Source organism: Anaerococcus senegalensis JC48, assembly GCF_000321005.1.
In the GTDB taxonomy this organism is placed as follows: Bacteria; Bacillota; Clostridia; order Tissierellales; family Peptoniphilaceae; genus Anaerococcus; species Anaerococcus senegalensis.
On record NZ_HE578907.1, the window covers coordinates 254,560 to 277,778 of the forward strand.

Below are 23,219 nucleotides of genomic sequence, written 5' to 3' on the forward strand. Positions count from 1 at the left end.
TTACATGAAAAATAAAAAGTTATGTATTTTGTTTATTATAATATATGCAATTACATTTACTTCTTGTTCTTTAAATAATAAGAAAGATACAAGCGAAAAGAGTTATTCTTCAAATGAAAATATCATAGGTGAAAAAAATAATAAAAAAGAAAAAAAACCTCTAGGTGAACCTTACACTGTTGGAGTTACTCCTGATGATTATAATATGGATTATGATACGTCTAGACTTAAATCTTTAAATGAAAAAAAATCTAAGTATTACCCAGAAGAAGGAGTAAAGGGAGTTTATCTTAATACTTATACAGCAGCTAATCCCAAAGCTTTTAAAAAGATTATGGATTTATTAGATAATACCAAATTAAATACAGTTGTATTGGACGTCAAAGATGATTGGGGAAATATTACTTGCAAATTTGATACTGATAATAAAGACATTAAGTATGCAACAAGTGAAGTAATAGATGCTGAAGATTTTATAAATAAAATGCATGAAAAAGGGATTTATGTAATTGGTAGAATTACAACATTTAAAGATTCTGTAATCACTGAAAAACATCCAGACTGGGGATTTAAATTAGCTGATGGATCATTGTGGACTAATGGTCATGGTGAAGCTTTTATGAATCCATTTATGGATGAGGTTAGAAATTATGATCTGCAAATTGCAGAACTTGCAGCCAATGCTGGTTTCGATGAAATTCAATTTGATTATATAAGGTTTGCTGAAGGTTTTGAAACATTTCATGACAAATTAGATTATCCAAAAGGTAAATGGGAGAAAATAAAAATGAATGAAGGTGAAAAAAGGATTGATGCAATTACAAGTTTCGTGAAAGAGGCTAGGGAAATGCTTCAAGCATATGATACACCTTGCGGAATTGATGTTTTTGGATATTCTATGCAAGTTGGAAGAGCTGAAGGAATTGGACAAGATTTTAAAGAAATGTCAAATCAAGCTGATGTTATGAGTTCAATGATTTACCCTTCTCACTGGGGTTTATATTCTTTTGATATAGAAAAACCAGATTTAGAACCTTATGAATTAGTAAAAAGATATTTAAAAGAAGAACAAGAAGTTTTTTCTGAAATTGAACACAAACCTCAATCTAGACCGTGGATTCAAGATTTTACAGCTTCTTGGATTGGGGAAGGTAATTATATGGAATATGATGCAAAAGCTGTAGAAGATCAAGTTAAAGCCATTTATGATTCTGGTCAAAAAGAATTTTTGTTATGGAATGCAAGTGGTGATTATACAACAGGTGTAGAATACTAATTAAGTAGGTTTTATGGAAAAAAAATTAAAAGAAAAAATTGATGTAGGTATAAAAATAATAGAAATTATAATTTGTATTAGTATTTTATTTTCTTTGATTTTATCTGTTCCAAATTTAGTGCGTTATGCATTGGCTATAATTAAAACAGCTGATTTAAAGCAAAATTATGAATTATTAAATGAGTTTTTGAAACATGCTCTTTTAATTGTCGTTGGAATTGAGCTTATAGAAATGATACTTACAAAATCACATGAAGCTATACTTACATTGATTTTGTTTGTAATTGCTAGGAAAATGCTTTTATACTCTGTAGATTTAATTGATATTCTTATAGGGTCAATATCAATAGGATTAATTTTTGCAATAATTAAATTTGTTGTAAAAGATGATAAGTTGATGGCTAAAATTGACAACACTTATCCAGCCTCAGTACCAGTAAAAAAAATTAAAAATGAATATAAATTAGATATACCTCAAGATATGTCAAATACTTTGGGTGGATTAGTTTATGATATTGCAAAAATTGAAGGGATTGAAGAAATAAAAGAAAATACAAGGCTTATTTATGGACCTTATAAATTTAAAGTGATAAGTATGAAAGATGGTGTTATTCAAAGGATTAGAATTGAAGAAATGAAATAAGAATAATAAAGTAAAAAAAATCATTAGCAGCGAAAGGCTTGCTAATGATTTTTTTAAATTCTGTGATTTTTTCTAAATTGTGAAGGAGTTATTCCAACTTTCTTTCTAAAAACTTGATTGAAATAGGATTGTGAATTAAATCCTACAATTGAAGATATTTCTTCCATTGAATGATTTGTACTAATTAATAAATTTTTAGTGATTTCTATTCTTTTTAAAATCAAATATTCAATAGGAGTAACTCTATATGACTGTTTAAATTCTGAGATGAGGTGAAATTTATTCATATAAGCCATCTTGGATAGACTTTCTAGTTTAATATCTTCAGAATAATTATTATCAATGAAATTTTTTATATAATCAATTTGTTTGTTTATTTTAATATCATTAGTTATCAAAAATTCATCTTTGTATTTTCTTAGTAATTTTATAATAAATTCACTTGCCTTAGCATTTGCCATAGATTTGGCATAAATATCATTTGAATTAAATTCTTGATTAATCTCATTAAAACAATCAATAAAATATTTGTTGCTATTCTTAATCTTTTTATATATGTATTTATCTTCTTCAAGTTTTTCTTTATCATTAATATTTTTTATAAAAATACTATCAATTCTGAAAGAAATATAAAGTAAATTTTCATTTTCATTTGAATATATGCTATGACCTACATTTGAATTTATTATAAAGAAATCATTTTTGCTAGTATCTATAACCTTATCTTCAATAGAAAATATCCCTTTTCCATCTAATATATAGTAAAATTCAGTGAAAGGATGGAAATGAATTCTAGAGTTGATTTTACTAGATGATGAATTTTTTTTCGAGTAAAGTACTTTAAGGTAGATACTTTGTATACTTGTGTTATCGTTTTCGTTTTTATCTAAAATATCCATAAATTATGTTCCTTTTTCTTTTTACATGTATAATCATTATACAGAAAAAAGCACTTTACTACAAGATAAATTTTTATTTTTGAATTCTTTTAATGTGTTATAATGGTTTTAAGAAATAAATATTATCAATAATTATTTAGAATTATTCAAAAATATAGAAAGGAAATATGATGAATACTAGATCATATATAGAAGGAAAATCAAATGATTCATATACATTTTTCGGAAATCATAAAAAGACAAAAGACTCTTACATTTTTAGAAATTTTGCTCCGAATGCTAAAAATGTTTATCTTATGGGTGATTTTAATGATTGGAATGAAGAAAAACTAAGAAAATATTCTACTGGTGTTTTTTCAAAAACTATCAAAAATGTAAAAGAATTTGATAAATATCTATATGTTATAGAAGAATATAATGGAAATAAATTTTATAAACTAGACCCTTTCGCAAAACTTTGTGATTTGGAAAAAGAAGCTTCTATAGTATATGATAAAAAATATAAATTTTCTTATAAATTTAAAGAAAAAGAAAATCTTAATATATACCAAGTAAATTTTGAAAATTTAGATGAGAAGATTTTTGAGAATAGGGATAAAATGGTGAAATTTATCAAATATTTAAAAGAAAATAATTTTACATATATTAATTTTATGCCAATTTTTTCCAATAGATTTAAATATAATATAGGGTTTTCTACAAGCTCTTTCTTTACTCTAAATGAAAATTTTACATCAATTGAAAAATTCAAATTATTTATTGACTTTTGTCATAAAAATGATATAGGTATTATCTTGGATTTTGATATTGGTGAGTTTGATTCTTATAATAAATCATTAATAAAATATGATGGGACAAATCTATATAATTATGATTACGATGATATTTTATACAATTATCATGGTTCAATAAATTTAGATCCTAGTAAAAAAATTACTAAATCTTTTATTTTTTCTCTAATTACCTATTGGATAAATGAATTTAATATAGATGGTATAAAATTTGTTAATTTAGAAAATATGATATTTTGGCAAGGTGATAAATCTAGAGGATATAATGAGAATTGGATAAAATTTTTAAAAGATATTAATAATCATATTAATAGTTTAGGAAAAATTTCTATAGGATCTTTCTGTAATTTATGGAAAGATGAGTTTGATGAAAATCTAGGATTTTCATATATTTATGATAGAACTTTTTCAAAAATTATAAAAATAATGCAAAAAAATCCCTATGAAAGAAACAATTATTCAAAATTTGTGGAGAATTTAATTTGTGGAAATTATGATAATTATATCTTAGGTTTTGATTTTACAGATAGCTTAAGTGAAGGTGCAAGTCTTTGTATGAAGATTAATTCTAATGACAAGAAATACCAACAATTAAAGACTGTTTTTTTGTTATTATATAGCTTAAATTCTAAAAAAATTATCTTTTTAGAAGATGAGATAGGCTCACTACAAACTTTTGATATTAATAGAAAAGTAGATTTATATAATTTAAATGATAAAGAACTAGATTTTAATCAATTTTACAAGAAAATATCTAAATTTTATCTAGAAAATAGAAATTTATGTAAAAAAGATTCTAAGACAATAATTCTTGAAATTGAAGGATATTCCCTTTACGCATTTATAAGAAAATACAAAAAAGAAAAATATTTAGTTTTAATAAATCTTACAGATTTAGATTATAAAATAGATTTGAATTATAAAGTAGAAAAAATACTAACAAGTTTTGATAGAAAATATAAAGAAGATAATAAAATAAAAATTCCAGCTTTTGGATCTGGAATTTTTAGAATAAAATAAGCTATAAAAGATAAGTCTTTTATAGCTTTTTAATTAGCTTATATTCATTTTCAATATTATGGGCAATATTTGTAAATCTTTCTAAAATTGTTTTTCTTGTAATAATTCCTACAAAATAACCATTTCTGTGAGTGATACAAATAAAATTATTATTTACTATAAGTCTTAAAATATCTTCAAGATCAGAATCATCAAATAAAATTGGAACTACTTGATCCATTACTTCCTTTACCTTTGTTTGGGTAAGAATTTCTTCATTAAAAAAGGTAACATCTTCAGAAGAAATTACAATTTTTGAAATAGAAATTAAACCACGAACCCTATCATTATCATCTAACACTGGTATAGTTTGATATCCTCTATTTGATAAAACAAGAATTGCGTGGAGAAGGGTATCATTTTCTCTTAAAACAGCAACATCACTTGCTGGAGTAATAATATTTGCAGTAGGTTGATTAAATAATTTTTTTAAATTTTCTCCAATCATAATTTATCCTTAATTATTTTTAAAAAAATAGCCTTTTGTAAAAACAAAAGGCAATATAGAGTATATTATGTAAGCACACCCAAGCTCGTATAATAAAATTTATACGTTACTCAAACAGCCAGCTCATGATAGGTGACCTTACGGCACATAAAAAGATCTACTTAATGCTGCTACGTTCCCGTCCTGACATGGTTCATAGTTTTTTATTGCGTAAGACCCATCAATCAACACCGCTTATTTGAGGCAGACTATAATTTTTAAAATCCTAACTTGGGAATTCAATCCTGCTATAGCGGATTGCAGGTTACAGGGCACCGCTAACTCCCCATCTAGTGCATGGCGGAGAGCAAGGGATTTGAACCCTTGATACACTATCAATGTATACACGATTTCCAATCGTGCTCCTTAAGCCGCTCGGACAGCTCTCCATGCTTACAGATAAGAACTATACTTTAAATTTAAAAGATTTCAAATTATTTTTTAAATTATAAAATTTTTTTCACTATGGTATAATCTTTAAGGAAAGGAATAATTATGGCAAAAGCTTTATATAGAGAATATCGACCACAAAAATTTTCTGACGTTTTAGGTCAAGATAGAGTTGTAAATGTTTTAAAAAATCAAGTGAAATCTGGGCAAATTTCTCACGCATATTTATTTGCTGGAGAAAGAGGATGCGGTAAAACTACTTGTGCTAAAATTTTTGCTAAGGCAATTAATTGTCTTGATCCTATTGACTCATCACCATGTGGAAAGTGTGAAAATTGTAAATCAATTGAAGAAGAATCCACTATGGATATAGTTGAAATGGATGCTGCAAGCAATAGAAGAATAGATGATATTAGAAATTTAAAAGAAACAGTTGTTTATCCACCAAATAATTTAAAATACAAAGTTTATATAATTGATGAAGCTCACATGATAACAAGAGAAGCATTTAATGCTTTGTTAAAAATTATGGAAGAACCACCAAGTCATTTGGTTTTTATATTAGCAACAACAGAAATTGAGAAAATTCCAAAAACTATTTTATCAAGAGTTCAAAAGTTTGAATTTAATAAAATCTCTAGAGACGATATTATAAAACAGATTGATATTATTTTAAATGATAGAAAAGTATCTATGAGAGATGAGGCGAAAGATTTAATTGTTAAAAAAGCAAAAGGCGCAATGAGAGATGCTTTATCAATTTTAGATCAAGTATTATCTATAGAAAAAGATGAATTTTTACTTAAAGATGTAGAAAATATTTTAGGTGTAGTTAATTTTGAATCTTTGGATAAATTAGTAGATAATATATTTTCTTATAATCAAAAAGATTCATTAGAAATTCTTTTTAAAATGAAAGAAAATAATAAGGATGATCGAGACATTTTAGATGGTTTAATTGGCTATTTAAGAGATTTAATGGTTTATAAAACAAGCTTAAATAAAAAATACGTAGAAAATCTTGATTATATAGATCTTATAGAGAAAAAAATGGATAAAATTTCATCAGAAAAAATTGTATCATCTTTAGAAATCTTAAATGATTATTCAAATAGGATGAAAATATCAGATAATTCATCATTACTTATGGAGATGGCAATATTAAGATTAATAAACTTAAAAGATGAAGAAAATATATTGTCAAGAATTGAAAAATTAGAAAAAAATCAATCAACTGATAATATAGATATTATAAATAAATTGGTAGACAATAAATTAGAAAATCTAAATTCTTTAAATGTATTACAAAATAGAAAAGTAGAAAATGAAAAAAAAGATGAAAATATAAAACATCTTTCAAAAGAAAAAAATGATAATAATAGTAATACTGAAAATTTAGAAAATGAAATTGTCGAAAATTTACCTTCTGAAAATATAAGTAAAAATGATAAAAAAATGGTAGAAAAAGACATAGTAGCTTCTACTTATACTTTAGATAAAGATGAGGAAGAAATATTTTTAAGTGAATTTTTAAATTCATCTTCACCAATTTTAAAAGCCTTAATAAAAGCAGAAGGTTTTAATTATGATATTATAGATGATATTTTTACAATTTATTATTCTAATAATTTATATTACCAATTTTTGGATGAATCTAAACCAAAAATAAAAGATATTTTAAAATCAATGACTAATAAAGATTTTGAGGTTAGAGTTTCAACTATTGACAAAAAAAAGTCTAACACTAATAATAGTATAAGAGGATCAAAAAATGATCCAAATGATGATGTTATAGAAAAACTAAAAAAAGTCTTTAAAGAAGACTTAATGATTGAACAATAAAGGAGAAAAATAATGGCAAGAGGCGGATTTCCAGGCGGCGGAAATATGAATAATATGATGAAAAAAGTACAAAAGATGCAACAAGAAATGGCTAAGGCTCAACAAGAAATTGAAGAAAAAGAATTCTCTTCAACAGCAGGTGGTGGAGTAATAGAAGCTGTAGTAAATGGAAAAAAGGAAGTTCTTAAGATAAAAATAGACGAAGATGTAGTTGATCCAGAAGATACAGAAATGTTAGAAGACCTTGTAGTTGCAGCTGTAAATGATGCTTTGAAAAAAGCTGACCAATATACACAAAAAGAAATGGGAAAATTAACAGGAAATATTAATATTCCTGGATTAATGTAATGGCTTTGTATCCTGAAAGTTTAATTAAACTAATAGAACAATTTCAAAAATTGCCAACTATAGGAAAAAAAAGTGCTGAAAGACTTGCTATGAGTATAGTTGGTAAAGATATTGAAAGTGTTGAGGAATTTTCCAAGTCTTTAATGGAAGTTAAATCCAAAATTCATCCTTGTAAAATTTGTGGAAATTTAACAGAAGATGAAATTTGTGGAATCTGCAAGGATGTTTCTAGGGAAGAAAATATAATTTGTGTAATAGAAGATGTAAGAAACTTATATGCTATTGAAAAATCTTCAGTTTTTCATGGTAAATACCATATATTAGGTGGACTTATTTCTCCATCAGATAATGTCAAGGCAGAGGACTTGTCGATTGATAAATTGTTGGATAGAATTGATAAAGAAAATATTAAAGAAGTAATTTTGGCGATTTCATCGACAATTGAAGGAGAAACAACATCCTTATTTTTGGCACATTTATTAGAAAATAAAAATGTTAGGGTTTCTAAGATTGCATCAGGAATTCCAGTTGGTTCAAATTTGGAATATTTTGATCAGCTTACTCTAGAAAAAGCTTTGGAAGATAGAAGAGAAATTTAATTATATTAGAAATTCCTAGACGATTTGTGATATAATATAAAAGAATTAAAGGTAAGTTTTTAAATAAAATTTATCTAATAATTTTTTTGAAAAAACTTTTAAAATTTAGTGGAAAAATTTAAAGCTGAATATAAAACTTAACAAAACCATCCTTAATAGGGTGGTTTTTAAATCTTAAAGGAGAAAAAAATGGCAAAATATGATGTGAAATCAAAAAATGCGGAAGAATTTATTAATCATGAAGAAATTCTTGAGTCATTAGATTACGGAAGAAATCACAAAAATGATAGGAAATTAATTAAGGAAATTTTAGAAAAAGCAAAAAAAGCTCATGGACTTAGCCATAGAGACGCTTTTGTTTTGTTATCTTGCCAAGAAGAAGACTTAAATGAAGAAATTTTTTCATTGGCAAAAAAATTAAAGGAAAAATTTTATGGAAATAGGATAGTTTTGTTTGCACCTTTATACTTATCAAATTATTGTGTAAACGGATGCTTGTATTGCCCATATCATGCAAAAAATAAAACAATTCCAAGAAGAAAATTAAGTCAAGATGAAATAAGAAAAGAAGTGATTGCCCTACAAGATTTAGGACACAAAAGACTTGCTCTTGAAACTGGTGAAGACCCTGTAAATAATCCTATTGAATATGTACTAGAATCAATCAAAACAATTTATTCAATAAAACACAAAAATGGATCTATAAGAAGAGTTAATGTAAATATAGCAGCAACTACCGAAGAAAATTATAAAAAATTATTAGATGCAGAAATAGGTACATATATTTTATTTCAAGAAACTTATAATAAGAAAAATTATGAATTACTTCACCCAACAGGTCCAAAACATGATTATAATTATCATACAGAATCTATGGATAGGGCGATGAGTGCTGGAATTAATGATGTTGGTTGTGGAGTTTTATTTGGACTTCAATCTTATGAATACGAATTTGTTGGTCTATTAATGCATGCAGAACATTTAGAAGCTCGATTTAATTGTGGTCCACATACAATTTCTGTTCCAAGAGTTCAACCGGCAGATGATATAGATCCTGACGAATTTGACAATTCATTGAGTGATGAAATGTTTGAAAAAATTGTAGCTTGTCTTAGACTTGCTGTTCCTTATACAGGAATGATAATTTCTACAAGAGAATCTAAAAAAGTTAGAGAAAAAGTATTAGATCTTGGAATAAGTCAAATTTCTGGAGGATCAAAAACAACAGTTGGTGGTTATTCAGAAGATATTGGAGATGTTAAAGGCTCAAATCAATTTGAACTTGCTGATAATAGGACCTTAGATGAAGTTGTTGATTGGCTATTAAATATGGATTATCTACCATCATTTTGTACAGCTTGCTACAGAGAAGGTAGGGTTGGAAAAGACTTTATGAAAATAGTAAAAGATCATGGAATAGGAAATATGTGCCAACCAAATGCTATTTTAACTTTAGATGAATATTTGACAGATTATGCAAGCGAAAAAACAAGAAAAGATGGCAGAGCTTTAATAAATAGAGAAATTGAAAAAATTCAAAACCCAGATCTTCGTGCTAATACAAAAAAATGGATCGATGAAATTAGGGATGGAAAAAGAGATATACACGTATGATAGCATATAATTCAGAAAGAGTTAGCCTTGCCTTATTGGGTAAGACTAATTCTGGAAAATCATCATTTTTAAATTTTATAAGTGATCAAGATGTTTCTATTGTTTCAAATCAAAAGGGAACTACGACAGATCCTATAAAAAAATCTATGGAAATTCATGATTTTGGTCCGGTTTTATTTTTTGATACAGCAGGATTTGATGATGATACAAATTTATATGAAAAAAGAATAAAGAAAACAAAAAAAGCCATAGAAAAAGCTGATATTTTGCTTTATTTTCTATCAATAGACGATAAAGTTGAAGAAATTTCTGCCTTAAAGGAAAAATATGATAAGATAATTTTTATAGCGACTAAACAGGATTTAGAAATTGGAAATGACTTGGTGGAAAAATTTAAAGCTTTTTCTCCACTAGCTATAAATATAAAAAATAATGACGAGAGGGAGAAATTTTTTGATAAAATCAAATCAATTTATAAAATTGAAGATAATACTATAACAAAATCTCTTGTAAAAGAAAATGACTTGGTTTTATTGGTTATTCCTCAAGATGCCGAAGCACCAAAATATAGACTTATCAAACCACAAGTTATGACAATAAGAGAAATTATAGATAAAAATGCAAGTGCAGTTTCTACAAATCTTAAAAATTTAGAAAACACCCTAAATTCTTTTAATAAAAAACCAGACCTTGTTATAACAGACTCTCAATATTTTAAAGAAGTTTATAATATTTTGGATAAAGATATAAAACTAACTTCATTTTCTGTATTATTTTCAGCTTTTAAGGCTGATATAAATTATTATATAGAATCAGTAAAAAAACTTGATCAAGGGGCAAAAAAAATACTCATTGCAGAAGCTTGTTCACATCCACCAATCTCAGAAGACATTGGAACTATAAAAATTCCAAAACTTTTGAAAAAAAGGTATAAGGATATTGAAATCGACTTTCAAAGGGGAGAAGATTTTGAAAATATTGAAAAATATGACCTAATAATCCAATGCGGAGCCTGTATGTTTAATAAAAAATATGTGTTGGAAAGAATCAAACAAGCTAAAGAAAAAAATATTCCTATGACAAATTATGGGATAGTTATAGCTTATTTAAATGGAATTTTAGATAAGGTTTCAATATAAAAAGCCTTGAGCAAATGCTCAGGGCTTATTTTTTTATAATATCCAAACTTGTGGTGTAAAATTTGGAAGGATAAACTTTTTTATTATTTCTATTTTTTAAGGTTAAAATATATAGTCTATCTCTTGCTCTTGTAAGGCCTACATAAAAAATTCTTCTTTCTTCTTCTAGTCTTTCAAAATAATTTTCTTCATCCATGATTAGTGGAAATTCATTTTTTATCAAATCAATTATAAAGACCTTATCATATTCTAATCCCTTAGAAGAATGGATGGTAGATAAAGATAAATTTGTCTTTATTAAAGATTTAGATTTTTTTTCTAAAATTTTTATCTTTTCATAAACTTCATCTAAAGATTTACATGATTTAGTAAAGTATCTTAGACTTTCTATATAAATATCTTTATTTACGGTTTCTTCCATATATTTTCTGCTTTTCATATTTATATATGAATTATAAGATAGACTTTTATATATAAAAGAAATTTTCTTTTCTATATCTAGTTTTCTAATATGTCTTAATTTTTTTTCTATATTAAAAAGTGCATCCTTTTTGTAATCTTCAATGTTACTATTTTCAAAAAAATCAAAAATATTTTCATTTATTGCCTTGTGATTTATAGTGTCAATATCTTCTTTTGAAAGATAGGTTGAAATCTTATAATAAATATCCGAAAAAATTTCTATATTATTAAAATCTTCAGAAAAGTTGATTATATTAACCATATCTGTAAAAATCTTCGATTCAAAAAAATCTAAAATATTTGAATTTATAGAAAAATCAATATTTTTATCTAATAGATAAGAGCTTAAAGATATAGCTGAAATATTATTTCTAAATAAAATACCTGTACTCATATCTTCTAAATTTTTAATTATATAATCATATTCCTTGCTAAAATTTTTGAATTCCTTAAACTTTATTTGATCATTAAAATCTCTACTTATCTTATAATTTTTCTTGTACCTATTTTTATTTTGTGCAATAAAAGAACTTGCCAAAGAAATAATTTTTTTACCAGATCTATGATTTGTATCAAGACTAATTATTTTTGCTTCCTTATAAATTTTTTTGAAATTTAGAAGATATTTTGGATCTGCTGCCCTAAAAGAATAAATAGATTGGTCATCATCAGCTACTACTAGAAGATTATTTTCTGGATATACAATTTTTTCTAAAATTTTAAATTGTAAAAGAGAAGTATCTTGACCTTCATCAAGTTGAAAATATTTATATTTATTTTTTATTGACCTTAATAAAGACTCATCATCTAATAATTCTAAGGCATAAACTTGCATATCATCAAAATCAAGTAGGTGTTTTTGCTTTTTTATTCTTTCATAGGTTTGATAAATTTCTTTTATTTTTGAAATTTCTACTTTATTTAGGTAGGAAGTATCCAAAAGAGAATTTTTCATAAAAGAAATTTTTTGAAAAAATAAATTTAAATCTTCCTTAGAAATTTTCTTTTTATTTAAATCCTTATAAATTTCACCGACCAAAGTATATTTATTATAAATTTTTTCATCTTCTATTAGATTTAATTGTCTATTATATCTTTTTAAGTAGTTTCTTATAATTAAATAACAAAAAGCATGGATAGTCATAAAATTAGTCTTATCACTATCAAATCTTTTTTTCATATCATTTGCTTGAATTCTAGAAAATGTTAAATTTAAAATTTTAGATTGGTCAATTTCTTTTGATAAGATTTTTATCCTTTCCAAAAGAACTGTTGTTTTCCCGCTTCCAGGAATTGCCAAAACCAACATTGGACCGTTCTTGTGATTTTCTGCTTGTAATTGTTTGCTTGTAAATTTCATATTTATATTTTATCATATAAGTATGAGCCTAGTTAACTACATAGATTATTAATAAAATATATTTATTAACTTTCTAGTTAAGGTATAATATTAAAAACGGGAGGAATTATGTTAACTACAAATTTTTTAAAAACAAGAACTTCTACTAGAGATTTTAAAGATCATAATGTAGACGATGAAAAAATCAAAAATATTTACCAAATAATAAGTGAACTTGAAAATAAATTTGGTGAAACAGATTTACATTATCAAGTAAATAAAAAAGGTGAAGAAGTATATTTCAAATTGAAAGGTAATGCTGGTTATAAGGGGGTTATGATAAAAGCTCCTTTATATGTTGGACTTGATATTACAAATAATAATGAGACAGCTTTAGTTAAAGGATCATATGGTCTTGAAGAATTAATTACAAAATTAAATGAATTAGGTCTTGGATCTTGTTATGTAACTGTAAGTGGAGTTAGTGATGATATTTTAAATTCAGCTTTTCCTAATTCTCAAGGAAAAATCATGTCAATTCTTGCAATTGGTGAAGCAGTAAACGAAGAATCTAGAGAACATAGATTTGATGATAGAAAAGGAATAAATGAATTTGTATTTATAGATAGTCTTGACCATAAAGCAAGTGTTGATGAACTTTCTCAAAGAGGACTTGACGATTTGTTCTCATATTTAAGATTTGCACCATCATCTTATAACTCACAACCTTGGAGATTTGTATTAAAAGATAATTTAGTAAATTTATATTTAGAAGATTACAAAGATGAAGCGAATTTGGTTGATGCTGGAATAGTTATGTATTATTTCGATCAACTAACAAAAGAATTATCTATTAATTCATTATGGGAAGTTGAACCAAAATTAGATGGTTCAAAATTCCAATTTATTGCTCAAAAAGAATTATAAGTTGAAGGAATTTTAATGATAAGACTTTACACACAAAAAGATATAGAAAAGATGTATGGAGCTTCAGAAATACTTTGCCAAACTCATCTTGCAATAAGAGAAATAATTAGACCAGGAATAACAACAAAATTCCTTGATGAATTTGCAAATAAATTTATAAAATATAAAAATGCAAGGCCTGCTCAATTAGGTTATCAAGGATTTCCTTACACACTTTGTATTTCTGTAAATGATGAAATATGCCATGGTTTTCCTTCAGATTATGTCCTAAAAGAAGGAGATGTTGTTTCTATTGACAATGTTATAGATTATAAGGGAGGACTTGCAGATTCTTGTTGGACATATAAAATTGGAAAACTAAATGAAGAGAATGAAAAATTAGTTGATGTTAATTTGAAAGCTCTTTACAAAGGAATAGAAGCTGCAAAACCAGGAAATAGAATTGGCGATATAGGTCATGCGATTCAAGAATTTGTTGAAGGCGAAAATGGTTTTTCTGTTATTAGAGATTTTATTGGTCATGGAATTGGCAAAGAAATGCACGAAGATCCTCAAGTTCCACACTATGGAAAAAAAGGATTTGGTCCAAGAATAGAAGAAAATATGGTATTTACAATTGAGCCAATGATTGCACTTGGGGATTGGAAATCAAAAATGGATTCTAATGGTTGGACTGCAAGAACAAAAGATGGATCTGTTTGTTCACAATTTGAACATCAATTAGTAATAAGAAAAGATGGGGCAGAAATAATAACTGATCAGGATAAATTTTCTTTAACAGAAGAAGATAAAAATTTTATAGAAGAGTATAAATAGGAGAGAAATCTCCTATTTTTATATATTTAGAATTATAAAGAATAAATGGCTGTTTTATCATAATTTTATAAAAATATACTGTAATATTCGATAAATATACTAAAAAATAATCCTTAAATATTCAAAATATTTTATATAATTAGCAAAAATATCATATCTGATAATAAAAAATATAAAAAAAATTGAAAAAAATTAAAAAAAGACTTAATAAGTAACCAAAAAAATGGTAGAATATAAAATATAGTTTAAGTAGGAGGAATTATGGATATTATAGTAATTGGATTTGCATTATTTGCAATGTTTTTTGGTGCAGGAAATTTAATCTTTCCACCAATGTTAGGATACATATATGGAGATAATTGGTTATTAGCTTCAATAGCTTTTACAATAGTTGGGGTTGGTTTAACATTAATAGCTGTAATAAGTATGGCCAAAAGAAAAGGAAATATTTTCACCTTCACATCTTTAGCTGGTGATAAACTTTCTAAAACTATTATTTTAATTATAGCTTTATGTATAGGACCACTTGGGGCTATACCAAGAACAGCTGCAACAAGCTTTGAAATGGTAGAATCAGCTGGATTTAATATTAATATTTTAGTATTTACTTTAATATTTTTTGCTTTATCATTATTTTTATCTTTATCTAAAAATTCAGTGGTAGATTTAATCGGGAAATTTTTAACTCCACTATTGTTAATATCATTATTAATTATGATAATTGTTGGTATGCTAAATCCTATAGGAGATACAAAAAATGTAGATATGGCTTTAAAAACTATATTTTCAAATTCAATGCTCGAAGGTTATAACACGATGGATACATTGGCAGCCTTAGCATTTACACCAATAATTGTAGAAAGTATTATAAAAAAAGGATATAAAAATGATTTGCTAAAAAAGACAATAGAAGCTTCACTAATAGCTGTAATAGGCCTTGCCTTTGTTTATATCTCTCTAACTTTTTTAGGATCAAGTGCATCAAAAAGTATTGACACTGATTCAAGAGTTAGCTTGTTAAATTTTATTTCTGCAAGTATTTTAGGAAATAAGGGGAAATTTGTCTTGTTAATTGCAATTATTATGGCATGTTTTACAACTTCCATAGGACTAATTTCATCTATTTCAAATATTTTTGTAGAATTTTCTAAAAATAAATTGAAATATAAACCGGTTGCTTGGATAATTGCTATAGTTTCCTTATTGTTGTCAGTTTTAGGAGTAGAATCTATAGTTAGACTTACAGGACCTTTCCTACAATTTGTTTATCCATTAGCAATTTTATTAGTTTTCTTTAATCTAATAGGTAAAAATTCTATAGATAAACTTGTAATTAGAAATTCTTTTATTGTTGTAACTATAGTTTCTTTGATTGATGCTTTAATTAGCTTGATAGATATATTAATTGATATGTTTAAAATAGATTTTTCAATTTTGTCAACAATTGAAATGTTATTAAAAAATATTATTAGTATAATATCTTTAAATATAGTAGATTTTCCTTGGATTTTTCCTTTTATAGTAACAATAATAATTACAATATTTTATATTAAGATAGTAAAAAATAAATAATTAAAGGCGCTGTTGTTAAATAATGAATATATATTTACTAGACTTAGAAAAGTAAGTTCATTAATATGCAACAGCTTTTTTATTAAATTTTTGCATTTATAATTTTATCCTGTATATTCTTATTGAAGATATATATATTTTAGTAAAAGGATTTCAAAAAAAATCTGGAAAAATGTTTGATAATTTTTTAACTACATGTTATAATCTTATTGTAAGTTAAGATAACAAATTATCAGATATAAATTGAAAGGGGAAATTATGACAAGAAAAGTAGTAATTGCAAGTGCAGCTAGAACTCCAGTTGGTAGTTTTGGTGGTGCTTTAAAATCACAAAGTGCAGTAGATTTAGGAGTAGTTGCAGCTAAAGCAGCTATTGAAAGAGCAGGAATCAAACCTGAAGATGTTGAAGAAACTGTTTTAGGTTGTGTTTTACAAGCAGGACTTGGACAAAATGTAGCTAGACAAATTTCATTAGGAGCAGGAATTCCTATAACTACTCCAGCAATGACAATAAATAAAGTTTGTGGATCAGGACTTAGAACTGTTTCACTTGCTGCTCAAATGATTTTAGCAGGAGATGTTGACGTTGTTCTTGCAGGTGGTTCAGAAAGTATGTCAAACGCTCCATTCATATCAAATGAAGCTAGATGGGGAGCTAGAATGGGCAACAAAAAATTTGTTGATGAAATGATTACTGATGGTCTTTGGGATGTTTACAATGATTATCACATGGGTGTTACAGCTGAAAATGTAGCTGAAAAATATGGGATAACAAGAGAAATGCAAGATGATCTTGCAGCTGTAAGCCAACAAAGAGCAAGCAAGGCTCGTGCTGAAGGAAGATTTAAAGATGAAATCGCTCCAGTAGAAATTAAAGATAGAAAAGGAAATGTTACAGTTGTTGAAGATGATGAATACATTAGAGATGGTGTAACACAAGAAGGAATTTCAAAATTAAGACCAGCATTTATAAAAGATGGTACAGTTACAGCAGCTAACGCATCTGGAATTAATGATGGAGCAGCTTGTCTTGTAGTTATGAGTGAAGAAAAAGCAAAAGAATTAGGCGTTAAACCACTTGCTACAATTGTAAGCTACGCTTCTGCAGGAGTTGATCCAAAAGTTATGGGAACAGGCCCAATCCCATCAAGTAAAAAAGCTCTTGAAAAAGCTGGATTGAAAGTTGAAGATCTTGACTTAGTTGAATCAAATGAAGCTTTCGCCGCTCAATCATATGCTGTAAGAAATGAAATGGGATTTGACCCAGAAAAAACAAATGTAAACGGTGGAGCAATAGCTATAGGTCACCCAATCGGAGGATCTGGAGCAAGAATTCTTACTACACTTTTATTCGAAATGCAAAAAAGAGATTCTAAAAAAGGTCTTGCAACACTTTGTATAGGTGGAGGAATGGGAACAGCTCTAGTAGTTGAAAGATAATAATTTTATATATAAAAAATAAGGTTGCTATAAATCAATAGCAGCCTTTTTTGTTTGTAATTATAAAACTTAAAAAAATAAAACTACTCAAAATGAGTAGTTAAATTTGATCTATTGATATTTGATTTTTTGTTTTTTCTCTTTCCTTCATTTTTCTATTGTAACATGACCTACAAAGTGGTTCGTACGAATCTTGAGCTCCTATTTCTATCCTATCTTCATTATAAGATTTTCTAAATGATACCCAGGCATCCTCGCCGCAAGAGGCGCAAATTGCGTGGTGTTTTATTAACTCATCAGCAATTGGCATAAGTTCTTTTACTATTTCAAATGGTCTTGCCTTATAATCCATGTCAAGTCCTGAAACTACAATGGTTATGTGAGATTTCATAAGCTTAACAAAATAATCTACAATTTCTGATGGATCGTCAGGGAAAAATTGTATCTCATCTATTCCTATTGCATCAATTTGGTTGTTTTTTGAGTATTCAAAAATGTCCTTAATTGAATTTATTTTTATAGCGTCAAGCTCTAGGTTGTCATGGCTAACTATTTTTTCATCCTTATGTCTTGAGTCAACAGATGGTTTGAATGCAACAGTCTTGTAACCTGCGATTTTCATCCTATATAATTCACGCCAAAGAGAAGTTGTTTTTCCAGAAAACATAGAACCTGTGTGAACAATAAGTTTAGCTTGTTTTTTCATATTTCACCTAAACATTAAATTTGAAATTAGTAATATCACCATCTTTCATAACATAATCTTTTCCTTCCATACGAAGTTGACCATGTTCTTTTACTTTTGTCATATTACCATATTCTTTAAGTGTTTCAAAACTTACTATCTCAGCTTTTATAAATCCTCTTTGAATATCTGTATGGATCTTTCCAGCAGCATCTACAGCTTTTGTACCATTTGTAATTGTCCAAGCTCTAGTTTCATCTTCACCTGTAGTTAAGAATGAAATTAAATTTAAGGTCTTATATGAATCTCTAATTACTTGATCACAGCCTGACTCTTCTAGACCAATCATTTCCAAAAATTCTTTCTTTTCTTCATCACTTTCAAGTTCAGATATTTCTTGTTCAATCTTTGCACTTACCACAGAAACTTGAGCATTTTCTTCCTTTGCAAATTCTCTAACTTTTTGAACAAATTCATTATCATCCCCATTGTTTGCTACATCACTTTCATCAACATTGCAAACATAAATTATTGGTTTTGCAGAAAGAAGTTGGTAAGTTTTAAGAAGAGCTTTTTCTTCATCGTGTAAATTTAATACTCTTGCAGATTTTCCTTCTTCCAAAACTTCTTTTATTCTTTTTAATAACTCAACTTCGCTTCTTGCAGATTTATCTGATTTTGCTACTTTTTCCCTTTTTGCTAAAACTTTTTCTACAAGTTCTAAATCAGATAAAATAAGTTCGAAATTTATTGTTTCAATATCTCTTAGAGGGTCAATTTTTCCATCAACATGGGTTACATTTGGATCATTAAAACAACGTAAAACTTCAACTATTGCATCTGTTTCTCTAATGTTTGATAAAAATTTATTTCCTAAACCTTCACCCTTGCTTGCTCCTTTTACAAGTCCTGCTATATCGTAAAATTCAATAGCAGCAGGAACTATTTTTTTTGAATTATGCATTTTTGCAAGATAATCAACTCTAGAATCTGGTACATTTACAAGTCCTACGTTTGGATCGATTGTGCAGAAAGGATAATTTGCGATTTCTGCACCAGCTTTTGTAATTGCATTAAATAAAGTTGATTTACCTACATTTGGTAGGCCAACTATTCCTAATTTCATTTAATCACTCTTTCTTTAAATTATTTTTATTCTTTAATATAGCATTAATTATTATATAGAAATAGCTTAAAAAAATCAATTTTTAAATTTTCCAACAATGGTATAATATTTTATAAGATTAGAAAAATAAAGGAGAAAATATGAATATTGATAAAAAACTAGAAAAGCTTAGGGAGTTAATGGCTAGTAGAAAAATAGATGCTTACATTATTAATACTGCTGATCCTCATCAATCTGAGTGTATTAGCGATTATTATAAAACTCGTGAATTTATTTCTGGTTTTACAGGCTCAGCTGGAGTTTGTGTAGTTACAAAAGATAAGGCAAGACTTTGGACAGATTCTAGATATTTTTTACAAGCTGAAAATGAATTAAGGTTTTCAGAGTTTGAAATGTATAAAGAAGGTTTTGATGAAGATCCAACTATGGAAGAATTTTTATTAGAAGAAGTTGGTGAATTTGGAAAAATTGGTTTTGATGGAAATTGTTATTCTGTAAAGGAATATAAATCTTTAAGTGAAAATATGGCATCTCGTGCATTAGTGTATGATATAGATTATATTTCACAAATTTGGGAAGATAGACCAAGCCTTCCTAAAGAAAAAGTATGGGTTTATGATCAAAAATATGTAGGTGAAAGTCTAGAATCAAAGATAAATAGGCTTAGAAATGAGCTAAAGAAGAAAGATTGTGACTATAATTTTATTGGATCTCCAGAAGATATTTGCTATATATTAAATATTAGAGGAAATGATATAGGATATACTCCTGTAGTCTTATCTTATTTATTAATTTCAATGGAAGAAATTCATTTGTGTATTGACCAAGATAAACTGGATGAGGATGTTAAGAATTATTTAAAAGAAAATAAAGTTAAAGTCCATTCATATGATTATATCTATACCTTATTAAAAAATATAAAAGGTAAAAATAGGATTTATATTGATCCTGAAAGAACTAATGTAGGAATTTTTGATGCTATTAATTCAAATGTTAGGATTACTAATGGAATTAATATATCTACACAAATGAAAGCTATAAAAAATGATATTGAATTAGAAAATGAGAAAAAAGCATATATTATAGATGGAGTTAGTTTAGTTAAATTTTTTAATTGGGTTGAAGTTGGAACAAGTACAGGATCTTTGACAGAGCTTATAGCTAGCAAAAAATTGCAAGATTTAAGAAAAGAAAATGAATCATATATAGAAGACTCCTTTGAAACAATTGCAGGTTATAAAGAAAATGGGGCTATAGTTCACTATGAACCAACATCACTTTCATCAAAAACTTTAGAAGAAAAATCTTTTTTATTAGTAGATTCTGGTGCACATTATAAGGAAGGAACTACTGATATTACAAGAACAATAGCTCTTGGAGAATTAACTGACGAAGAGAAAGAAGATTACACCTTGGTTTTAAAATCTCATATTGCCTTGATGAGTGCAAGATTTAAAGAAAAAACAAAAGGTCAAAGACTTGATGCTATAGCTAAATATCCGTTGTGGAAAGCTGGTAAAGACTTTTTCCATGGAACAGGTCATGGGGTAGGTTTTTGTTTAACAGTCCATGAAGGACCAAATAATATTTCCCAATTTAACGATATTGAACTTTTAGAAAATATGACGACATCAATAGAGCCGGGTTTATATATAGCTAATAAACATGGGGTAAGATTAGAAAACGAAGTTTATGTAAAAAAAGATTTGGAAAATGAATTTGGTAAATTTATGAAATTTGAATGTCTAACTTATGTGCCATTAGATACTAGACCAATAAATATTGAAATGCTAGACAAATGGGAAATAGAATGGATAAATGAATATAATAAAAAATGTCAAGAAATTTTATCACCATATTTAGAAGGAACAGATTTAGAATATTTAATAGAAAGATGTAAAGAGATTTGATGAATAATCAAATAAAAGACAAACTAAAAGAATTACCAGATTTACCAGGCGTTTATATAATGAGAAATAGCAGTGACGAAATAATATACGTCGGAAAGGCTATTAATCTTAAAAAACGTGTAAGTCAGTACTTTGATAATAACCAAAACAAGGGTAGAAAAGTGCTGGCTATGGTTAGTCATATAAATTATTTTGAATATATAATTGTAGAAAATGAGGTAGAGGCACTAGTATTAGAATCAAATCTAATAAAAAAGAATAGGCCTAAATACAATATTGTTCTAAGAGATGACAAGCAATATCCCTATATAAAAATTACAAAAGAAAAATTTCCGAGAATTCAAAAGATAAGGAATGTAAAAAAAGACGATGGATATTATTTTGGCCCATATCCAGATGCTTATGCAGTAAACGACGCGATAGAATTATTTCACAGTTTATATCCATTTAGAACTTGTAATTTAAACTTTGATAAGGGGCAGCAATTAGACAGGCCATGCCTAAATTATTACATTAATAGATGCAATGGTCCATGTATAGGAAAAGAAAATGAGAAAAAATACATGGAGAATATTGAAAAAATCAAACATTTCTTAGAAAATAAATCAAATGAAATACCAAATTTAGTTATCGAAAAAATGAATAAAGCAAGTCAAATGCTAGATTTTGAAAATGCAGCAAAATATAGAGATTATCATATGGCTTTATCAACAATTTCTCAAAAACAAAAAGTTACAACAACAAATGGAGAAGATATAGATATAATTGCTATGTCAAAAGGTCTATTTTATGTAACAATGCAGGTATTTTTTATGAGAGATGGAAAAATAGTTGACAGACAACATTTTATAATAAAAGACGATTACAGAGAAAAAGATTCAAATATAATGGCATCATTTATGAAACAGTTTTATCTTAATCTTATGTATATTCCAAAGGAAATATTAGTTCATAAATTACCATCTGAACTTAAAACATTAAACTCATTCATAGAAAATAAAAAAGGCAGCAAAGTTTCTATAAATTGTCCCAAATTAGGAAAGAAAAAAGAACTTGTGAATATGGCTTATAGAAATGCTAGCGATATGATGAGAAAATATGAAAAAAGAATTGAAGAAAAAGAAAGAAAAAAACACAGTGGCCTAAATGGTTTAAAAGAAATCTTAAATTTAAAATCAATTGGAAGAATAGAAGCTTATGATATATCTAATACATCGGGAGTACAATCAGTTGGATCCATGGTAGTATTTCAAAATGGAATTGCTGAAAGAAAAGAATATAGAAAATTTAAAATCAAAACAATAGAAGGACCTGATGATTATCATTCTTTAGAAGAAGTATTAACAAGAAGATTCAAAAGAGCAAAAAAGGAAATAAAAAATAATAATACCTATACAGGATTTGGAAAATTACCAGACCTAATCTTAATGGATGGAGGTAAGGGTCAGGTAAAATCAGCAAAAAAAGTACTAGATGACCTAAACTTTCCTATAGAAGTTGCAGGACTTGTAAAAGACGATAAGCATACAACTAGAGCAATTATCTACGAAAATGAAGAAATTCCAATAAAAAAACGAGATCCAGTTTATAAACTGATCTATGAAATTCAAGAAGAAGCTCATAGATTTGCTATAAATTATCACAGGAAACTAATGGGTCAAACAATGAAAAAATCAGAATTAGATAATATAGATGGAATAGGAAAAAGAAAAAAAGAAAATCTTCTTAAGCATTTTAAAACCATAAAAAACATCAAAAAAGCAAGCGTGGAAGAGCTTATGGAAGTTGAATTAATAGGAAAAAACCAAGCTTTAGAGATAATAAAATATTTCAAATTAAATAATTAAAGAGGAAA

General features: G+C 26.8%; 19 protein-coding genes, 1 tRNA gene and 1 other RNA gene. 14 read left to right on the forward strand and 7 right to left on the reverse strand.

Features of this window, described 5'->3' with window-relative positions; translation table 11 throughout:
• Window positions 1-4 precede the first annotated feature (4 nt).
• Together ASHG_RS01340 and ASHG_RS01345 are read left to right on the forward strand one after the other, a co-directional pair.
• Window positions 5-1,276 carry a putative glycoside hydrolase gene (locus ASHG_RS01340; RefSeq protein WP_040396994.1) on the forward strand — a complete coding sequence of 424 codons (1,272 nt, stop codon included), beginning with the start codon at window positions 5-7 and terminating at the stop codon, window positions 1,274-1,276.
• 13 nt (window positions 1,277-1,289) lie between these two features.
• A complete protein-coding gene (locus tag ASHG_RS01345; RefSeq protein ID WP_040396996.1) occupies window positions 1,290-1,919 on the forward strand; it encodes a transporter associated domain-containing protein in 630 nt (209 codons plus the stop codon).
• Between the two features lie 53 nt (window positions 1,920-1,972).
• Here the strand turns inward: ASHG_RS01345 and ASHG_RS01350 are convergent, their stop codons facing one another.
• Window positions 1,973-2,818, reverse strand: coding sequence for an AraC family transcriptional regulator (locus tag ASHG_RS01350; protein WP_040396997.1), 846 nt, complete (start codon window positions 2,816-2,818; stop codon window positions 1,973-1,975).
• Between the two features lie 170 nt (window positions 2,819-2,988).
• Between ASHG_RS01350 and ASHG_RS01355 the strand changes: the two genes are divergently transcribed.
• Window positions 2,989-4,629 (forward strand): GlgB N-terminal domain-containing protein, encoded by a 1,641-nt coding sequence (locus ASHG_RS01355; RefSeq protein ID WP_040396998.1) that lies wholly within the window; start codon window positions 2,989-2,991, stop codon window positions 4,627-4,629.
• Between the two features lie 19 nt (window positions 4,630-4,648).
• On the opposite strand, the gene cbpB is transcribed toward ASHG_RS01355, so the two are convergent.
• From cbpB to ASHG_RS01365, 3 genes are all read right to left on the reverse strand, one after another.
• Complete coding sequence (gene cbpB / locus ASHG_RS01360; protein WP_040396999.1) at window positions 4,649-5,116, reverse strand: cyclic-di-AMP-binding protein CbpB; 468 nt, start codon at window positions 5,114-5,116, stop codon at window positions 4,649-4,651.
• A gap of 71 nt (window positions 5,117-5,187) precedes the next feature.
• Window positions 5,188-5,454: signal recognition particle sRNA large type (ffs, locus tag ASHG_RS08830), an RNA gene on the reverse strand.
• Window positions 5,454-5,544, reverse strand: a tRNA-Ser gene (locus tag ASHG_RS01365). Before ASHG_RS01365 ends, ffs begins: the two co-directional genes overlap by 1 nt.
• Before the next feature lie 106 nt (window positions 5,545-5,650).
• Between ASHG_RS01365 and dnaX the strand changes: the two genes are divergently transcribed.
• The 5 genes from dnaX (at window position 5,651) to hydF (ending at window position 11,087) form a co-directional block, all read left to right on the forward strand.
• Window positions 5,651-7,387: a DNA polymerase III subunit gamma/tau gene (dnaX, locus tag ASHG_RS01370; RefSeq protein ID WP_040397000.1), complete on the forward strand. Its 1,737-nt coding sequence runs from the start codon at window positions 5,651-5,653 to the stop codon at window positions 7,385-7,387.
• A gap of 12 nt (window positions 7,388-7,399) precedes the next feature.
• Complete coding sequence (locus ASHG_RS01375) at window positions 7,400-7,735, forward strand: YbaB/EbfC family nucleoid-associated protein (protein WP_040397002.1); 336 nt, start codon at window positions 7,400-7,402, stop codon at window positions 7,733-7,735.
• Window positions 7,735-8,334 carry a recombination mediator RecR gene (gene recR / locus ASHG_RS01380; RefSeq protein ID WP_040397003.1) on the forward strand — a complete coding sequence of 200 codons (600 nt, stop codon included), beginning with the start codon at window positions 7,735-7,737 and terminating at the stop codon, window positions 8,332-8,334. The genes ASHG_RS01375 and recR overlap by 1 nt, the downstream gene beginning before the upstream one ends.
• Window positions 8,335-8,523: 189 nt before the next feature.
• Window positions 8,524-9,948 carry a [FeFe] hydrogenase H-cluster radical SAM maturase HydG gene (gene hydG / locus ASHG_RS01385; protein WP_040397006.1) on the forward strand — a complete coding sequence of 475 codons (1,425 nt, stop codon included), beginning with the start codon at window positions 8,524-8,526 and terminating at the stop codon, window positions 9,946-9,948.
• Window positions 9,945-11,087 carry a [FeFe] hydrogenase H-cluster maturation GTPase HydF gene (gene hydF / locus ASHG_RS01390; RefSeq protein WP_040397007.1) on the forward strand — a complete coding sequence of 381 codons (1,143 nt, stop codon included), beginning with the start codon at window positions 9,945-9,947 and terminating at the stop codon, window positions 11,085-11,087. The genes hydG and hydF overlap by 4 nt, the downstream gene beginning before the upstream one ends.
• Before the next feature lie 25 nt (window positions 11,088-11,112).
• Here the strand turns inward: hydF and ASHG_RS01395 are convergent, their stop codons facing one another.
• Entirely contained in the window at window positions 11,113-12,909 is a 1,797-nt protein-coding gene (locus ASHG_RS01395) for an ATP-dependent helicase (RefSeq protein ID WP_040397008.1), read from the reverse strand.
• A gap of 108 nt (window positions 12,910-13,017) precedes the next feature.
• Between ASHG_RS01395 and ASHG_RS01400 the strand changes: the two genes are divergently transcribed.
• From ASHG_RS01400 to ASHG_RS01415, 4 genes are all read left to right on the forward strand, one after another.
• A complete protein-coding gene (locus tag ASHG_RS01400; RefSeq protein WP_040397009.1) occupies window positions 13,018-13,815 on the forward strand; it encodes a nitroreductase family protein in 798 nt (265 codons plus the stop codon).
• Window positions 13,816-13,830: 15 nt separating this feature from the next.
• Window positions 13,831-14,631: a type I methionyl aminopeptidase gene (gene map, locus ASHG_RS01405; RefSeq protein WP_040397010.1), complete on the forward strand. Its 801-nt coding sequence runs from the start codon at window positions 13,831-13,833 to the stop codon at window positions 14,629-14,631.
• Window positions 14,632-14,892: 261 nt separating this feature from the next.
• The gene (gene brnQ, locus ASHG_RS01410; RefSeq protein WP_040397011.1) at window positions 14,893-16,203 is read left to right on the forward strand and encodes a branched-chain amino acid transport system II carrier protein; all 1,311 of its coding nucleotides are present in this window, start codon (window positions 14,893-14,895) and stop codon (window positions 16,201-16,203) included.
• Window positions 16,204-16,461: 258 nt separating this feature from the next.
• Entirely contained in the window at window positions 16,462-17,643 is a 1,182-nt protein-coding gene (locus ASHG_RS01415) for an acetyl-CoA C-acetyltransferase (RefSeq protein WP_040397013.1), read from the forward strand.
• Window positions 17,644-17,743: 100 nt separating this feature from the next.
• Here ASHG_RS01415 and ASHG_RS01420 read toward each other — a convergent pair whose 3' ends face one another.
• Window positions 17,744-18,349, reverse strand: coding sequence for a thymidine kinase (locus ASHG_RS01420; RefSeq protein ID WP_040397015.1), 606 nt, complete (start codon window positions 18,347-18,349; stop codon window positions 17,744-17,746).
• A 7-nt stretch (window positions 18,350-18,356) separates the two neighbouring features.
• The gene (gene ychF / locus ASHG_RS01425) at window positions 18,357-19,454 is read right to left on the reverse strand and encodes a redox-regulated ATPase YchF (protein ID WP_040397016.1); all 1,098 of its coding nucleotides are present in this window, start codon (window positions 19,452-19,454) and stop codon (window positions 18,357-18,359) included.
• 140 nt (window positions 19,455-19,594) lie between these two features.
• Between ychF and ASHG_RS01430 the strand changes: the two genes are divergently transcribed.
• Window positions 19,595-21,364: an aminopeptidase P family protein gene (locus ASHG_RS01430; RefSeq protein WP_040397018.1), complete on the forward strand. Its 1,770-nt coding sequence runs from the start codon at window positions 19,595-19,597 to the stop codon at window positions 21,362-21,364.
• Window positions 21,364-23,211 carry an excinuclease ABC subunit UvrC gene (uvrC, locus tag ASHG_RS01435; protein WP_040397020.1) on the forward strand — a complete coding sequence of 616 codons (1,848 nt, stop codon included), beginning with the start codon at window positions 21,364-21,366 and terminating at the stop codon, window positions 23,209-23,211. Before ASHG_RS01430 ends, uvrC begins: the two co-directional genes overlap by 1 nt.
• The last annotated feature ends 8 nt before the right edge of the window (window positions 23,212-23,219 follow it).

Bases quoted from the DNA above. Each gene is read 5' to 3' on its own strand.
- ASHG_RS01340 (WP_040396994.1), top strand. From the start codon at position 5: ATGAAAAATAAAAAGTTATGTATTTTGTTTATTATAATATATGCAATT.
- ASHG_RS01345 (WP_040396996.1), top strand. From the start codon at position 1,290: ATGGAAAAAAAATTAAAAGAAAAAATTGATGTAGGTATAAAAATAATA.
- ASHG_RS01350 (WP_040396997.1), bottom strand. From the start codon at position 2,818: ATGGATATTTTAGATAAAAACGAAAACGATAACACAAGTATACAAAGT.
- ASHG_RS01355 (WP_040396998.1), top strand. From the start codon at position 2,989: ATGAATACTAGATCATATATAGAAGGAAAATCAAATGATTCATATACA.
- cbpB (WP_040396999.1), bottom strand. From the start codon at position 5,116: ATGATTGGAGAAAATTTAAAAAAATTATTTAATCAACCTACTGCAAAT.
- dnaX (WP_040397000.1), top strand. From the start codon at position 5,651: ATGGCAAAAGCTTTATATAGAGAATATCGACCACAAAAATTTTCTGAC.
- ASHG_RS01375 (WP_040397002.1), top strand. From the start codon at position 7,400: ATGGCAAGAGGCGGATTTCCAGGCGGCGGAAATATGAATAATATGATG.
- recR (WP_040397003.1), top strand. From the start codon at position 7,735: ATGGCTTTGTATCCTGAAAGTTTAATTAAACTAATAGAACAATTTCAA.
- hydG (WP_040397006.1), top strand. From the start codon at position 8,524: ATGGCAAAATATGATGTGAAATCAAAAAATGCGGAAGAATTTATTAAT.
- hydF (WP_040397007.1), top strand. From the start codon at position 9,945: ATGATAGCATATAATTCAGAAAGAGTTAGCCTTGCCTTATTGGGTAAG.
- ASHG_RS01395 (WP_040397008.1), bottom strand. From the start codon at position 12,909: ATGAAATTTACAAGCAAACAATTACAAGCAGAAAATCACAAGAACGGT.
- ASHG_RS01400 (WP_040397009.1), top strand. From the start codon at position 13,018: ATGTTAACTACAAATTTTTTAAAAACAAGAACTTCTACTAGAGATTTT.
- map (WP_040397010.1), top strand. From the start codon at position 13,831: ATGATAAGACTTTACACACAAAAAGATATAGAAAAGATGTATGGAGCT.
- brnQ (WP_040397011.1), top strand. From the start codon at position 14,893: ATGGATATTATAGTAATTGGATTTGCATTATTTGCAATGTTTTTTGGT.
- ASHG_RS01415 (WP_040397013.1), top strand. From the start codon at position 16,462: ATGACAAGAAAAGTAGTAATTGCAAGTGCAGCTAGAACTCCAGTTGGT.
- ASHG_RS01420 (WP_040397015.1), bottom strand. From the start codon at position 18,349: ATGAAAAAACAAGCTAAACTTATTGTTCACACAGGTTCTATGTTTTCT.
- ychF (WP_040397016.1), bottom strand. From the start codon at position 19,454: ATGAAATTAGGAATAGTTGGCCTACCAAATGTAGGTAAATCAACTTTA.
- ASHG_RS01430 (WP_040397018.1), top strand. From the start codon at position 19,595: ATGAATATTGATAAAAAACTAGAAAAGCTTAGGGAGTTAATGGCTAGT.
- uvrC (WP_040397020.1), top strand. From the start codon at position 21,364: ATGAATAATCAAATAAAAGACAAACTAAAAGAATTACCAGATTTACCA.